We start from the raw sequence: 14064 nt of genomic DNA on the forward strand, positions 1-14064 counted from the left end.
AGCTGGCCGTCAGCGGTCCGGCGGGCGCGGGAGCGCCCCGGGAGCCTCCGGCGACCGCCCCCGCGCGGTTCGGGGCCGCCCCGCCTCGCGGTGCCGCCGGTCAGGGGCGCTCGGCGGGCAGGGAGAGCAGTCCCTCCACCGTCCGGGCCAGGTCGCGGTCCGAGACGTCCGGCGGGGCGAAGACCGACGGGAAGCGCCCCTCCAGGTGGGAGGACCAGCCGGTCACCAGCCCCGCGTGCCGCGCCCCGGCGACGTCCCATCCGTGCGCGGTGACCAGGGCCAGCCGCTCCGGGGCGACTCCCAGGGACCGCGCGGCGGCCCGGTAGGCGCCCGGCGCGGGCCGCCACTCCCCGGCGGGGCGGGCGGCCAGCACGTCCTCCACCAGGTCGGGCAGACCGGCGCGCTCCAGCAGTCTCCGGGCCAGCGCGTCGTCGTGGTCGCCCAGGACCGCGACGGGCACTCCGGCCCCGCGCGCGGCGCGCAGCGCGGCGTCCGCCTCGGGCCGGGGGTCGAGTTCGGCCAGCCCCCCGATGATGGCGTCCTCGGCGGAGGGGGCGATCTGGTGGCCGGTGATGTCGCGCAGCGCTCCCCGGACCACGTCCTCGAAGGAGCGGTCGGCGCCGTCGCCCCCCACCAGGGCCAGGGCGAACGAGTCGCGCAGCAGGTGGTCCGACCAGCGGGTCATGAGCACCCGGGGGATTCCGGCCTCCCGGAACCGCCACTCCAGGGGCGCGAGGGGGAAGAGGGTGTCGAGGACGTCGAGGACGAGGGCGGCCGGGCGGAGCGGTCGCCCGGCGGGGCGTTCGGACATGGGAGCGGCTCCAGGGAGGGGGTCGGGAACGGCCACCCCGTTCCTACCCGGGCGCGGGGTCCTTCGCGCCTCCCGGACACCCGATCGCCGCCCCCGTGCCTCCGGGACACCCGGTCGCAGCCCTCACGCCCACCGTCCCCGCGACCGGTACCCGGCGCGCGCCTCCTCCCGCCTCCGCCGCACGGCGCCCCGGATCCGCTCCCGTTCCCGGGCCGCCGCTCGGCTCAGAGCGCGTCCAGGCGGGGGATCTGCTCCACCGCCCACGGGCTCAGCAGCCACGGTGTCCGCTCGGCCACCGCCACCAGGTCCGCCCACTCCGTCCACGCGTACTCGGCCACCTCCGACGGGTCGGGGTCCGGGCCCTCCTCCGCACGCGCCCAGAAGACCGGGCAGAACTCGTTCTCCACGATCCCCTCGGCCGACACCGCCCGGTACCGGAAGTCGGGCAGCGCGGGCCGCACCCCGCTGACGCGCATCCCCAGCTCCTGGCCGACCCGGCGGCGCACCGCCGCGTCGAGGTCCTCGTCCGGGCCGGGGTGGCCGCAGCAGCTGTTCGTCCACACCCCCGGCCAGGTGGTCTTGCCCAGGGCCCGGCGGGTGATCAGCACCCGCCCGTCCGCGTCCAGGACGTAGCAGGAGAACGCCAGGTGCAGCGGTGTCTCCCGGGTGTGCACGGTGGCCTTGTCGGCGACGCCCACGCGCTGGTGCTCCTCGTCGAGCAGAACCACGAGTTCGCGCTCTGCGCCGCCCTCCGCGCCCGCGGCGGCCCTGTGCTGGGTCACGGCTCCTACCCCCCGCTTCCGGGACCGCCGCGCTCCGCCCGGTCGGCCCTCGTTCCTGCGTCACACGCGTACGGTCCGTACTCCCCACGCGGTGACGTTCTCCCCTCCCATACTCACCCGTCACTCCCACCCGATGCGCACCGGCTCCCCGGGACCGCGCTCCGCGCGGTCCCGGGGTGCGCATACAGTTCCTGATGGCCCCGAGTCGGGAGCCACCGGACACAGGGAACGGAAGGCCGGCCGCGACGACCGCGGCGCGGCGGTGGAGCGGTGACAGAGACGATGACGGACACGGGTACCCGGACGCTGCCGGAGGAGTCGGAGCACCCGGCGGAGCGGATCGACCCCGACCGGTTGGCCGCGTGCCTGGACGTGATCGCCCGCGCCGGTGAGCTGCCCAGCGACCACCCGGACTCGGTCGCCCTCCAGCGCGCGACCGCCCGCCTGTTCAAGAACGTCAAGGAGCGGCGCCGCAAGGAGCGCCAGGCCGCCCGCCAGGCCCACGACAGGGCCGTGTTCGCGGCCACCGCCACCGCGGCGCCGGACCGGATCGACGACGAGACCAACGGCCGCGCCCTCACCAGCGGCAGCGGCGGCGCCCTCGCGGGCGTGCTGAGCAGGCCCCGGCCCTGCTACATCTGCAAGGAGAGGTACCGGGAGGTCGACTCCTTCTACCACCAGCTGTGCCCCGCGTGCGCCGCGTTCAACAGGGAGCGCCGCAACGCCCGCACCGACCTGACCGGGCGCCGGGCCCTGCTCACCGGCGGCCGGGCCAAGATCGGCATGTACATCGCACTCCGGCTGCTCAGGGACGGCGCGCACACGACCGTCACCACACGTTTTCCCAACGACGCGGTGCGCCGGTTCGCCGCGATGCCCGACAGCGGCGAGTGGCTGCACCGGCTGCGGGTGGTGGGCGTCGACCTGCGCGACCCCGCCCAGGTGCTGCGGCTGGCCGACGCGGTGGCCGAACAGGGGCCGCTGGACATCCTCATCAACAACGCGGCCCAGACGGTGCGCCGTTCGCCCGGCTCCTACGGGCCGCTGGTCGAGGCCGAGGCCGAACCGCTCACGGGCGAGGGCCTCCCCGAGCCGCTGGTGCTGGGCGGCGTGCGCCCGCGCGCCCTGGAGGACCGCGCCGACCCTGGGCGGGACGCCCCGGCGACCCACGCGCTCACTCCGGCCATGCTCACCTCCCTGGCGCTGACCACGGGCTCCGCGTCGATGGAGAGGGTGCGCACCGGGACGGCGATCGACGCCGGAGGGCTGGTGCCCGACCTGGCCCCGGTGAACAGCTGGACGCGGCGGATCGGCGAGGTCGACCCCGTCGAGATGCTGGAGGTGCAGCTGTGCAACGTGAGCGCGCCGTTCCTGCTGGTGGACCGGTTGCGCCCGGCCCTGGCCGCGTCCCCGGCGCGCCGCACCTACATCGTCAACGTGTCGGCGATGGAGGGGGTGTTCGGCCGCGGCTACAAGGGGCCGGGGCACCCCCACACCAACATGGCCAAGGCCGCGCTCAACATGCTCACCCGCACCAGCGCCCAGGAGATGCTGGAGTCCGACGGAATCCTGATGACCAGCGTGGACACCGGGTGGATCACGGACGAGCGCCCGCACCCGGAGAAGGAGCGGCTGGTCGAGGCCGGGTTCCACGCGCCCCTGGACCTGGAGGACGGGGCCGCGCGCGTGTACGACCCCATCGTGCGGGGCGAGCTGGGAGAGGACCTGCACGGGTGCTTCCTGAAGGACTACGCCCCCGCCAACTGGTAGAGGGCAACCGGAAGCCGGATCCCCTCGGGGACCCCCCGTATCCCAGGAAACCGCATCGGGCCCGGCGGCGGTAGAGGCGGCGGGAGGCTGTGGACAACCGCCGCCCGCGAGCGGCTGGAGGGCGTGCCGCTCCTGTCGGGAGCGGCACGGCGGCCGGGGGACGCGTTCCGCCGCCGGACGGTTCCCGGTCCCGCCCGCGCGCCACCGCGCGGCGCACCGGCGCCGCCCCGGGGAGGCTCCGCCTACTCCGCCTACTCCGCGTGCCCGTTGCGGTAGGCCCAGGCCGCCACCTCCACGCGGTTGCGCGCCCCCAGCTTGGCCTGCACGCTCGCCAGGTGCGTCTTGACCGTGCTCACGGTGACGAACAGCTCCCCGGCCACCTCGGTGTTGGTCAGCCCCCGCGCCACCGCGCGCACGATGTCCAGCTCCCGCACGGTCAGCCCGCCGTCCCCCGGCGCGGACCGGGGCGCCGCCGCGAAGTGCCGCAGCAGCCGCACGGTGACCCTCGGGGATACCAGGGCGTCGCCCCTGGCGGCGGCCCGCACCGCCTCCACCAGCAGGGCCGGTCCGGCGTCCTTGAGCAGGAATCCGACCGCCCCTCCGGTGATCGCCGCGTGCACGTACTCGTCCAGGTCGAACGTGGTCACCACGACCACCCGGAGCGGGTCGGCCACCCCCGGACCTGCCAGCCGCCGGGTGGCCTCCAGGCCGTCCACCCCCGGCATCCGGATGTCCATGAGCACCACGTCCGGGCGCAGCTCCCGCGCCAGCCGGACCGCCTCCAGACCGTCACCGGCCTCGCCCACCACCTCGACGCCGTCCTCGGCCGCCAGCATGTACCGGAACCCGGTCCGCACCATGGCCTGGTCGTCCGCCAGCAGCACCCGGATCGGCGCCTCGCCGCCGCCGGGCACCGCCCGCTCCCCTCCGGCCTCCTGGGACCCCCGCATCACCCTCACCCCTGCTCCCCGACAGTCGAACGTCGCTCCGGGCCCTCGCCCGCCCGGTCCAGCGGCAGCCGCGCCGCCACCTCCCAGCCCCGGCCCCGGTCACGCGGGCCCGCGGAGAACACGCCGCCGAGCAGGCGCACCCGTTCCGCCATGCCGACCAGGCCGAACCCGCCCCCGGCCGGTCCCGAGCCCCCCTGGCCGTCGTCACTCACCCGCACCGCGACCTCCTCCGCTCCGGCCTCCACCGACACCTCCACCCGGGCGGCGCCCCGGGCGTGCCGCAGCGCGTTGGTGACCGACTCCTGGGCGATCCGCAGCACCGCCGTCCCGGCGGTCGGCGGCAGGGCCTCCACGGGACCCCGGCACCGTACCGCCACCTCCGGTCGGCCCCCGGCCGCCGGTGTCACCAGCCGGGCCAGCCCCGCGGCGGTGTCCGGGGCCAGCGGCACGTCGCCCGGCTCCCGCAGCCGCGAGACCATCCCGCGCATGGACTCCAGTGCGCGCGCCCCCGCCGCCTCGATCTCGGGCAGCGCGTTCCGCACCGCGCCGGGGTCGCGGTCGGCGATGTGGCGCAGCGCCTGCGCCTGGACGACGATGCCGGTCACCTCGTGCGCCACGACGTCGTGCAGGTCGCGGGCGATCGCCAGCCGCTCCTGGGACCGGGCGTGCTCCACATGGGCGCGCCGCTGGGCCTCCCGCCACCGCAGGTACAGCCCCGGAGCCAGTCCCACGGCCACGAACGTCAGCGACGTGTTGGCCAGGCTCGCGTAGTAGGGGACGGGCTCTCGCAGGTAGTCCGAGAGGGTGGCCGCGAAGGCGCACAGGGACACCGCGCCGATCTGCCAGGGGCCGCACCGCAGCCCGGCCAGCGCGAGCAGCACCAGCAGCCCGCTGACCTCCGAGCCCGCCAGGGCGTATCCGAACGCCTCCCCCATGGGCAGCGGCCACAGCACCGCGGAGGCCGCCAGCACCGAGGCCGCGGCCGCCGCACCGGACACCGCGGTCGCCACCGGTCCCGAGGACGGGCGCAGGGTGAGCAGCGCGAGCACGCAGACCACCCCGCCGGAGACCACCGGCACGTAGTCCATGGCCGAGTGCGGGGGCCCCATCCAGTCCGGGCGGGAGAAGTCGCCGTGAACGCGCAGCAGGTCCAGCGCCCACAGCACCGCGAGCACGCACGCCACGGCCCACGGCGCGATCCGGGACAGCGCACCGCTGGTCCGGCCGCCGCCGCGCGTCGCGAACACCCTGTTCATGGCCATGGCGACCAGCGTAGGCCGCGCGGACGCGGCGGGCCTCGGCCGAAGGTACGAGGCGGGCGGGTCCGGGCGTCGGCCGTTCGGTCGATGCGCGCGCACGGGCCCGGAGGCGAGGCTGGGAGCCGTTCGACGTCGGAAGGGGAGAGGGCGCCGCATGAGCGAGGCGGGGTACGACACGACAGGGGCACAACGGCACGGGGACGGGACGCACCACCCGGTCGGTGCCGGGGGGCGGTACACGGCCGGGGCACGGCACGAGGGCGGGGCGCTCCACACGGCCGGGAGCGGGGAACCGCGCACGGCGGGGACCGAGGCGCGGCACACGGCCGGGGCACGGCGCGCAGCCGCGTCCGACGGTGCCGGTCCCGGCCTGCCGTCCCCCGCGCGGCGCGTGGTGTTCCTGGACGTCGCCCGGGCGCTCGCGATGATCGGCGTGGTCATGATGAACGCGTCCTCGGTGGTCTATCCCGTCGAGATGTCGGGCGACCGGGTCCCGGGCGTGCTGAGCGAACTCGTGGACGGCGGGCTCACCCTGCTCATGTCGGGCAGGGCCAGGACCATGCTCATGGTGCTGCTGGGCGCGGGCGTGGTCCTGGCGTGGCGGGCCGCCGCCCGGCGCGGCGGGAGTCCGGCGGCGGTGATGCTGCGCCGCTACGCCGTCCTGGGCCTGCTGTTCGGACTTCCGCACCTGGCGGTCTTCGACGGGGACATCCTCACCCAGTACTCGGTCGCGGCGCTGCTGCTGACCCCGCTGGTGCCGCTGCTGCTCGGCGGGTCCCGCCGCAGACCGCTGGTCGCGGCGGCCGTGCTGTTCGCCGCCGTGCCGGTGTCGGACCTGCTGCTCTCGCCGTTCCTCGGGGACCACACCTGGGGGGCCTCGGCGATGCTGGTCCCGCAGACCCTCGGGTTCTTCTGCGTGGGCGTGTGGCTGGCCCGCCGCCCGGAGCTCACCGCCGAGCCCGGAACCGGTGCGGAGGGGACCTCCCGCCTGCCGCTGCGCATGCTCGTGTTCGGCGCGGTGGTCCAGGTCCTGAGCGTGGCCCTCATGCTCGTCGGCAGCGTCGTGTTCCCGACCGAGTTCGGCGCCGACGGCGCGCCGGTGCGGTCCGTGGGCGAGACCGTGGTCGTCCTCCTGGGGAACACCTTGCTGAACCTGGGCGGAGCCCTGCTCTACCTGGGACTGGTGTGGTGGCTGGTACTCAGGGGACGGGGCGCGGCGCGCGTGCTGGGGACCCTGGCCCCGCTCGGGCGGATGACCCTCACGGTGTACCTGGGCAGCACGGCGGTGTTCCTGGCGGTCATGGGCCCGTTCGAGGGGACGGTCCCCCAGCTGGCCCAGTACGCCCTGGCCGCCGCCTACTTCGTCGCGACCGCCGTCCTGGCCCACCTGTGGGCGCGCCGGTTCCGGCTCGGTCCGCTGGAGTGGGTGTGGCGGAGCCTGACCCACCTGCGCCCGGTGCCCCTGCGCGCCGAGCGCTCCGGTCGGCGGTCCGGCCTCCCGGCCGCCAGCGGGGACCCGGCCTGACACCGGAACCCGACCGCTTCCGGCGGCGGTGGTGCTCACCTGCCGGCGGTTGCGGAACCGGGTCCCACCCGGAGAGAGCCATGGGGCGGCGGACCGGTGCACCCCTTCCGGTCACCGCGCCAGCCCGACGGGGACGCCCGTCCGGGGCACCGCCCCACGGAGGTGTCGGCGGAAGTCGCGCGGCGCCCCGCCCGCCCTGCCCCCGGGGGGCTCCCGGACGACCCGCACGTCGTGCGGGTCCCCCTCAGCCCCCGGCGACCGAGGGCAGCACGCGCACGTCCGCGCCGTCGCGAACCGGCGCCGCCAGCCCGCCGGCCCCGCGGCACTCGTCCTCGTCCACGAACACGTTGACGTAGCGGCGCAGCCGCCCCTGCTCGTCGCGGATCCGCCTGTCCAGCCCCGGATACCGGGCGGTGAGCGCGTCCAGCACCCCGCCCAGCGCGGTCCCGTCCTCGACCTCCACCGGGACGTGGGCCGCGCCGTCGGCGTCGGCCCTCAGCAGACCCGGCAGGTGTACCGTCACCCGCATCTCACACCTCCGCGGCGCGTACGCACAGGACGTCGGGCAGGTGCTGGACCACCGGGTGCCAGCCGTCACCGCCGTCGGTGGCGGCGTAGACGTCGCCCGACCGGGTGCCGAAGTAGAACCCGGGCACGTCCGCCCCGTCGGTGCAGGCGCCGTCGCGCAGCACGATCCCGAAGTAGGGCTCCCGCGGCAGGCCCTGCGTGAACGGCCGCCAGCTGCCGCCCCCGTCGTCGGTCCGGTACACGCCCAGCCGGTGGTCGGGCGGCAGGTGCACCTCCTGGCTGACCACGGGGAAGTTGAGCGCGGTCTCCGGCCGGTGCGGGTGGGCGACCACCGCGAACCCGAAGTCGGTGGGGAGGCCGGTCTCCACGGCCGTCCACCCCTTCCCCGCGGGGTCCGAGCTGCGGTACACCCCGTGGTGGTTCTGCGCGTAGAGCACGCCGCCCGGCCCGGCGGCCACCTTGTGCACGCACTGGCCGTACTCGGGCTCCTCGTCGGGCAGGAACACCGCCGAGATCCCCCGGTTGGCCGGAGCCCAACTGGCACCGTCGTCGCGGGTCTGGTAGACACCACCGGTGGACATGGCCACCGTCACGGCTCCGGGCACGCGCTCGCCCGCGCCGAGGATCCCGGGCAGGATCGTGTGGACCGCGCCGCCGCCCGCCCCGGGGAACCAGTCGGCGCGGTGCGGGTGGTCCCACAGGGCGCGGACGAGTTCGAAGCGCAGTCCGCCGTCGGAGGACCGGAACAGGGCGTGCGGCTCCACCCCCGCGTACACGGTGTCGGCGTCGTCGCCGAAGGCGAACTGCCAGGCCCGGACGAGGGAGGCGTCGGTGTCCTCGGGGAAGGCGATGGGCGCGGACCCGGGCTCGTGCCAGGTGGCGCCCCCGTCGTCGCTGTACCAGACGCTCGGTCCGAAGTGCGAGCTCTCCGCTCCGGCGAGGATGCGGCCGCTGTGCGGGTTGACGCCGACCGCGTACACCGCGCTCATGCTGGCGTAGTCCGCGGAGTCGAGCCGGTGCGGGCCGCTCACCTCCCACGCGCGCCGATCCTCGCTGCGGGCGGTGAAGAGCCCCTTGCGTGTGCCGATGACCAGGAGATATGCCATGACCAGCTCCAGAATGGGATCGAGGTCTCCACTGTGGCACAGGCCACTGACAATCGGCGGTCGCGCGCCCCGGCGGGCCGCGTTCCCCGGCCGGGAAACTGTAAGGAAACCGAACGTTTTCCTGGAAGATGTTCAATGGGGACTGAACCGGAATGGCTCCCGCTCCGGCCGCGCGGAAGGCGAAATCCGCTGAGAGGCGAACCGCTTTCCGGGTAGATGTTCCGCACGGTCCGGAAGGCGGTTGTCAGACGAACCCCGCTCTGCAATAAAATTCCGGGCCAACCAGTGCGCCCGCGTGGGTTTCGGACTGTGCCCACCGGATGCGTTCCCGCTACAACAGGACAGACGACTTCCCGCTCCCCGGTCTCGCGGTGCGTTTCAGGACTACCGTCCCAATGGTCCCGCGTACCAAAGAGAACCGGATCCCCACTCGATAGGGTCGCCTCATGCACCACCCCCCCGACACGCTCCACGCCCGCAAACGGCGTAAGGCCCGGGCCATGATCGTGTCAGCAGCCTTCCAGCTCTTCGCGGAGCACGGATTCGACAACGTCACGGTCGCCGCGATCGCCGAACGCGCGGAAGTCGGCCGGACCACCTTCTTCAGGTACTTCGGCGACAAACAGCAGGTGCTGTTCGCCGACGACGGGGCGGAGGCCGACCGCATGTGCGCCTACGTGCTGGAGAAGGCTCCCCGGCCGCTGGGCGAGGACCTCGGCGCCGCCGTCGAACTGCTCAGGGAGGCCGACGCCGCCGTCAGGCCGCACACCGCGCTCTCCCCGGCCCACTCCGCCGTCCTGGCGCGCCTGCTCCGGGAGAGCGGTGAGCTGCGCTCGCGCTACCTGCTCACCCGCCAGCAGCGCGCCCACCGGTTCGCCGGTGCACTGGTGGAGGCGGGTGCGGTCGAGAACGTCGCCGTGCTCGCCGCCCACACCGCCATGGCCTGCGAGTTGACCGCCATGCGGCTGGCGGAGAACCCGGAGGCCTTCCCCGCCCGCCTCGACGAGGCGCACGTCCTCCTCCACACCATCGGCAGACCGGCGGCCCCCTGACCCGGGCCCCCACCCCGCACCGACCCGGGGCGCACCGATACCGGTACCGGCCGCCCCGGGCCGTGTCGCGCGGCCGGTACGCCCACGGCGTCCCGGACACCCGCGCGGTCCGGAGCGTGCGCGCCTGGACGCGGCCGGCGCGCTCGCGGCGCCCCGGCACGTCCACGGCGTCAGGACGTGCGCCGGGCCGCGTCGAGGGCCGCCTCCACGCCCTCGTCGTAGCGGAGCGCGGCGGTGATCAGGCCGTGGCGCACCTCGAACAGGGTCGCGGTGCGCACCGGGGCCGCCTCGGGCCCCGAGTCGGCGCGGCCGGGCCATGCGGCGTCCTGCTCCACCACGACGCGGTGCTCGTCCACGGTGTGCCAGCCGACCGGTTCGATGCGGATGCCCGAGTCGCGGACCCAGTCCAGGAAGGCGTCCACGCCCTGCGCGGAGCCCTGGGGGCCGCCGACCCTGATGCCGGGGTCGGCGACCGCCTTCGCCGCCGTCAGGTCCCTTGCGCTCACCGCCGCGTGCCAGTCCCTGACCGGCGCCCAGCGCGCGTCGTCGGTGTCCGCGCTCATGTGCATCGCCCTCTCTGCGTCGGGTGTCCGTTCCTTCGGCCCGCGTGCTCCCGCGGGCTCCCCCAACCCGCTACCCGGAACCGGGCGGTCGTGATCTTCCCCCTCCGGGAACAGGGTGCGCGCGGGTCGTGGAGGAAGCCCCCCGCGCCTTCGGGGCGGTGTGCTCTTCCCTCCGGAGGGAAAGGGCGTTCCCCGTGGGAAAAGACGGCGAGGGCGTTTTCCCGATTTCCGGTCTGACGTTTTCCCCGGTGTCCGGGCAGGCCGGGAACGCCGTTCGGAAGCCGTTCTCCGCGGGCGCCGCCGCGGGAGGGCGCGCGCCGCTCCGGCGCCGCCGCGCACGGGCGGCCGGGCCGCGGGTGACGGCGGGGGAGGGCGCGCCCGGACCTGGTGTTCCGCGTGGCCGGGGCGTCCCCGGGGAGGCCGTGAGAAGTGGTTTCCCCTGTGTCCCCCCGCCGACGTCCTTTCCCCGGCGAGGAACCGGGTACGACGAGGACGCGCGGGAAAGCGCGTCGGAAGGAGCACGGGAAACCGAGGGAAAAAGCCCTGGAACACGCGGCGGAGAAACCCCGCGACGCGTTCCCGCGCCGGAACCCCTCTCCGAAATCCCCTGTGCAGGGGCGCGCGGGGAGCACCTTGCCGTCCTCCCCGCGCTTTCCGGCCGCCCGTCCAGGCGGGGCCCCTCGGCCGGGGCGCCGCGCGCCCGCCGGGAGCGAACGTTCCCCCCGGTCCCCGTCCTCTCCGCGCCTCCCCGGTCTCCCGGCCCGGGCGGCTCCCCTCGGCCGGGGTCAGTGCACGACGGCGGCCCGGTACGGCTCGGCCCTGAGCAGGGTGACCCCGATGACCGCGCCCCGGGGCGCGGTGAACGTGCGCCGCTCGCCCTGGCGGGCGCCCACCAGCGCCGCGCCCAGCGGGGACTCCGGGGAGTACACCGTCATCCGGTCCGCCACGGACGCGTCCCGGACGCCGAGGAGGAACACCTCGTCCTCCTCCTCGCCGTCGTAGCGGATGGTGAGCACCTTGCCGGGAGCGGCGATCCCGTCGTCGGGCGCGGCCTCGTCCACGACGGCCTCGCTGAGCAGCCGCTCGATGGTGTGCACGCGCGCCTGCCGCACGGCGGGGTCGTGAATGTAGCGGGGCGCGGGGAGTACGTCCCCCGCGCCCCGGTCCGCCCCGGTGCCGGGGTCGTCGTCGGGGAGCGCGCGCAGCGTCCGGAGCTCCTCCCGGAGCCGCTCGTAGGCCTCCCGGGTCATCCATCGGTCGGTGGTCCTGGCCATGAACGTTCCTTGTCTTCAGGGCCCGCGCCGCGGACCGGGTCCACGGACGGGGCGAGCACAGCGGCGGCCGACACGGGGGCCGTCACCTACCACGAGTGTGTCCACGGGGACGGGGCCGGGCGTTATCCTCGGGCGACAATCAGGTGAGGCCCCTTTGTGGCCGCGGAACAACTCCGCCGCCGGGGAAAGGAGCGGGCGTGATCCACCTCGACCGTCTCGTCAACGTCCTGGGCGGCTACGGCGCCCGGCTCGTCGGCCCCGAGCCGCTGCGCCGCAGGGAGCTGCGCAGCGTCGCCATGCACGATCCCACCGACGACGTGCCGCAGCTGGGCGACGCCTTCCTCGCGGTCGGCGTGGACTCGGCCGCCGAGGCGGTGCGCCTGGCCGAGCAGGCCCGCGCGACCGTCGTCATCATCCGGTCCGCGACCGAACCCGGCGACGACGTACGCGCACGCCTGGGCGAGGGCGGCCCCGCCCTCCTGGTCGTGGAGCCCGCCGTGTCGTGGAGCCAGGTCTCCGGGGTCGTCTACGGGCTGGTCCTGGAGGGGCGCGAGACCGAGGCCGGGCGCGGCCCCAGCGACCTGTTCACCCTGGCCGACACCGTCGCCGCCGAGGTCGGCGGACCCGTCACCATCGAGGACCGCGCCTCGCGCGTGGTGGCCTACTCGGCCTCCCAGGGCGGCACCGACCGGGTACGGCGCGACACCCTCGTCGACCGGCGGGTCCCCGAGCGGGTCCGCGAACGCCTCGACGCCGACGGGGTGCTCACCCGGCTGGCCGCCGCGACCGGCCCCCGGTTCGTACCGGGGATACCCGAACTCGACATGGGCGGACGCACCGCCGCGCCGATCCGGGTGGGCCGCGAACTCCTGGGCACGCTGTGGGTGGCGTGCGACGCGCCCCTGGACGCGGACCGCTCCCGGGCGCTGAGCGAGGGGGCGCACACGGTCGGGCTGCACATGCTGCGCGCCAGGGTCAGCAGCGACCTGGAGCGGCAGGTGGAGTCGGAGTCGGTGATCGACCTGCTGGAGGGCTCGGCCGACCCGGCGCAGACCGCCGGGCGGATCGGCCTGCTCGGGGCGGGGCTGCGGGTGATCGCCTTCCAGGCACGCGCCCGCACCGAGCCCGAGGCCGCGATCCTGCACCTGTTCGAGCAGGTCACCACCGGTTTCGGCTGGTCGCGTCCAGGACGCAGCACCCTGCTCGGAACCACCGTGTACACCGTGCTGCCGTGCGGGGACGACCCCGCTCCGGCGGTGGAGTGGGTGCGCTCGACGCTGCGCGGCCTGCCCGACCGGCTGGGCGTGGTGGCCGGGGTGGGCGGCACCGCCGACGCCGCGGGCCTGCCCGCCAGCAGGCAGGAGGCGGACGAGTGCCTGACGCTGCACGGACAGGCGCCCGAGGGCGCCGACGCGGTCGTCTACGACGACGCCTGGGACTCCGTGCTGCTGCGCCGCCTGCGCCTGGTGGCCGAGGCCGGGCGCATGCCCGTCCGCAACCCGGTGGCGGACCTGGTCCGGTACGACGCCGAGCACGGCACCGACCACGCGCGCACGCTCCGCGCCTGGCTGTACGTGCACGGGGACCTGGGGAGGGCGGCGGAGCTGCTGGGCCTGCACCCCAACACGGTGCGGTACCGGCTGCGCCGGATGGGCCGGGTCGCGGACCTGCCGCTGCACGACCCGCGGGCCCGGGTGGCGATGACGGTCGCGCTCGCCGCGCTCGTGGCGGACCCGCCCGGGGAGGAGGGGCCTCACCCGCTCTGAACCGACACCCGTGTCCGCCCGCGTCCGCGTGCCGCGCGGACCGGCGGCGCACCCGCTCCGGGCGGGCGGCCGGGTGTGTTCCGGCGCACTCTCCCGAGTTCGGGCAATGCCCGGGTGCGCGGGTCCGCGGATCGCTACCGTTTGCGCATGAGCACACTGATCAAGGACCTGACAGCGTTGTTGGGGACCGCGGCGGCGACCACCCGGTGGGACGGGCGAGTGGAGGAGGAGCTGGCCCGGCCCCTGGTGGAGGCGGGCCTGGCCCGCAGGACCCCGGCCGGGACCTACCTGACCCCCGCCGGGCGCGACGCCCTCCCCGACGGCGCCACCGCGCGCGAGCTGCGCCCGCGCTTCGACTGGGGCAGTGACCCCTATCCGGCCGCGCCCCCGGCCGCGCCGACCGTGGAGGACGTGCGGGCCTACCCCGCCTACTGGCTCTGCGGCCCCGGCAGGGAGCGCGTCCGCGAGGAGTGCTGAGGCGGGCACCGCGGGGACCCGTCCGTCCGGGACGGGTCCGAGCGTCACGTGGGACGGGCGGAGCCCTCTCTTTGAAGGCCCCTGCCAACACGGACCGGGCCCGCGCGGGGCGACCACGGAGGCGGTCGGCCCCGGCTCACGCGGCACCGGGCCCGCGCGCACGGGACGGGGAGCGGCAGGTTCGCCCCGGCCCCTTGTCAG

13 protein-coding genes are annotated in these 14064 nt (G+C 75.7%); 5 read left to right on the forward strand and 8 right to left on the reverse strand.

Annotation, left to right across the window (positions count from 1 at the left end):
• Positions 1 to 100: 100 nt before the first annotated feature.
• Both NDAS_RS24045 and idi read right to left on the reverse strand, forming a co-directional pair.
• Positions 101 to 811, reverse strand: a complete 711-nt coding sequence (locus tag NDAS_RS24045; RefSeq protein ID WP_013155859.1) for an HAD family hydrolase — start codon at positions 809 to 811, stop codon at positions 101 to 103.
• Between the two features lie 224 nt (positions 812 to 1035).
• Positions 1036 to 1593 carry an isopentenyl-diphosphate Delta-isomerase gene (gene idi / locus NDAS_RS24050; protein WP_013155860.1) on the reverse strand — a complete coding sequence of 186 codons (558 nt, stop codon included), beginning with the start codon at positions 1591 to 1593 and terminating at the stop codon, positions 1036 to 1038.
• Between the two features lie 282 nt (positions 1594 to 1875).
• Here idi and NDAS_RS24055 point away from each other — a divergent pair, with 282 nt between their 5' ends.
• Positions 1876 to 3363, forward strand: a complete 1488-nt coding sequence (locus NDAS_RS24055) for an SDR family NAD(P)-dependent oxidoreductase (protein WP_013155861.1) — start codon at positions 1876 to 1878, stop codon at positions 3361 to 3363.
• Between the two features lie 251 nt (positions 3364 to 3614).
• Here the strand turns inward: NDAS_RS24055 and NDAS_RS24060 are convergent, their stop codons facing one another.
• Both NDAS_RS24060 and NDAS_RS24065 read right to left on the reverse strand, forming a co-directional pair.
• Positions 3615 to 4313 (reverse strand): response regulator, encoded by a 699-nt coding sequence (locus NDAS_RS24060; protein ID WP_013155862.1) that lies wholly within the window; start codon positions 4311 to 4313, stop codon positions 3615 to 3617.
• A gap of 5 nt (positions 4314 to 4318) precedes the next feature.
• Positions 4319 to 5575: a sensor histidine kinase gene (locus tag NDAS_RS24065; RefSeq protein ID WP_013155863.1), complete on the reverse strand. Its 1257-nt coding sequence runs from the start codon at positions 5573 to 5575 to the stop codon at positions 4319 to 4321.
• 151 nt (positions 5576 to 5726) lie between these two features.
• Between NDAS_RS24065 and NDAS_RS24070 the strand changes: the two genes are divergently transcribed.
• On the forward strand, positions 5727 to 7097 hold the full coding sequence (locus NDAS_RS24070) for a DUF418 domain-containing protein (protein ID WP_013155864.1): 1371 nt from the start codon (positions 5727 to 5729) through the stop codon (positions 7095 to 7097).
• A 244-nt stretch (positions 7098 to 7341) separates the two neighbouring features.
• Here NDAS_RS24070 and NDAS_RS24075 read toward each other — a convergent pair whose 3' ends face one another.
• Entirely contained in the window at positions 7342 to 7626 is a 285-nt protein-coding gene (locus tag NDAS_RS24075) for a ubiquitin-like small modifier protein 1 (protein ID WP_013155865.1), read from the reverse strand.
• 1 nt (position 7627) lies between these two features.
• Positions 7628 to 8731 (reverse strand): WD40/YVTN/BNR-like repeat-containing protein, encoded by a 1104-nt coding sequence (locus NDAS_RS24080; RefSeq protein WP_013155866.1) that lies wholly within the window; start codon positions 8729 to 8731, stop codon positions 7628 to 7630.
• A gap of 446 nt (positions 8732 to 9177) precedes the next feature.
• Between NDAS_RS24080 and NDAS_RS24085 the strand changes: the two genes are divergently transcribed.
• Entirely contained in the window at positions 9178 to 9783 is a 606-nt protein-coding gene (locus NDAS_RS24085; protein ID WP_013155867.1) for a TetR/AcrR family transcriptional regulator, read from the forward strand.
• A 170-nt stretch (positions 9784 to 9953) separates the two neighbouring features.
• Here the strand turns inward: NDAS_RS24085 and NDAS_RS24090 are convergent, their stop codons facing one another.
• Both NDAS_RS24090 and NDAS_RS24095 read right to left on the reverse strand, forming a co-directional pair.
• The gene (locus NDAS_RS24090) at positions 9954 to 10346 is read right to left on the reverse strand and encodes a nuclear transport factor 2 family protein (RefSeq protein WP_013155868.1); all 393 of its coding nucleotides are present in this window, start codon (positions 10344 to 10346) and stop codon (positions 9954 to 9956) included.
• 785 nt (positions 10347 to 11131) lie between these two features.
• Positions 11132 to 11620, reverse strand: a complete 489-nt coding sequence (locus NDAS_RS24095; RefSeq protein ID WP_013155869.1) for a GreA/GreB family elongation factor — start codon at positions 11618 to 11620, stop codon at positions 11132 to 11134.
• Positions 11621 to 11817: 197 nt separating this feature from the next.
• Between NDAS_RS24095 and NDAS_RS24100 the strand changes: the two genes are divergently transcribed.
• Positions 11818 to 13386, forward strand: a complete 1569-nt coding sequence (locus tag NDAS_RS24100; protein ID WP_013155870.1) for a PucR family transcriptional regulator — start codon at positions 11818 to 11820, stop codon at positions 13384 to 13386.
• A 147-nt stretch (positions 13387 to 13533) separates the two neighbouring features.
• Positions 13534 to 13863, forward strand: coding sequence for a hypothetical protein (locus NDAS_RS24105; RefSeq protein WP_013155871.1), 330 nt, complete (start codon positions 13534 to 13536; stop codon positions 13861 to 13863).
• Positions 13864 to 14064: the final 201 nt, after the last annotated feature.

This window comes from Nocardiopsis dassonvillei subsp. dassonvillei DSM 43111 (genome assembly GCF_000092985.1).
In the GTDB taxonomy this organism is placed as follows: domain Bacteria; phylum Actinomycetota; class Actinomycetes; order Streptosporangiales; family Streptosporangiaceae; genus Nocardiopsis; species Nocardiopsis dassonvillei.

Coding starts and splice junctions, on each gene's coding strand:
- NDAS_RS24045 (WP_013155859.1), bottom strand. CDS start 811: ATGTCCGAACGCCCCGCCGGGCGACCGCTCCGCCCGGCCGCCCTCGTC.
- NDAS_RS24055 (WP_013155861.1), top strand. CDS start 1,876: ATGACGGACACGGGTACCCGGACGCTGCCGGAGGAGTCGGAGCACCCG.
- NDAS_RS24060 (WP_013155862.1), bottom strand. CDS start 4,313: ATGCGGGGGTCCCAGGAGGCCGGAGGGGAGCGGGCGGTGCCCGGCGGC.
- NDAS_RS24065 (WP_013155863.1), bottom strand. CDS start 5,575: ATGGCCATGAACAGGGTGTTCGCGACGCGCGGCGGCGGCCGGACCAGC.
- NDAS_RS24070 (WP_013155864.1), top strand. CDS start 5,727: ATGAGCGAGGCGGGGTACGACACGACAGGGGCACAACGGCACGGGGAC.
- NDAS_RS24075 (WP_013155865.1), bottom strand. CDS start 7,626: ATGCGGGTGACGGTACACCTGCCGGGTCTGCTGAGGGCCGACGCCGAC.
- NDAS_RS24080 (WP_013155866.1), bottom strand. CDS start 8,731: ATGGCATATCTCCTGGTCATCGGCACACGCAAGGGGCTCTTCACCGCC.
- NDAS_RS24085 (WP_013155867.1), top strand. CDS start 9,178: ATGCACCACCCCCCCGACACGCTCCACGCCCGCAAACGGCGTAAGGCC.
- NDAS_RS24090 (WP_013155868.1), bottom strand. CDS start 10,346: ATGAGCGCGGACACCGACGACGCGCGCTGGGCGCCGGTCAGGGACTGG.
- NDAS_RS24095 (WP_013155869.1), bottom strand. CDS start 11,620: ATGGCCAGGACCACCGACCGATGGATGACCCGGGAGGCCTACGAGCGG.
- NDAS_RS24105 (WP_013155871.1), top strand. CDS start 13,534: ATGAGCACACTGATCAAGGACCTGACAGCGTTGTTGGGGACCGCGGCG.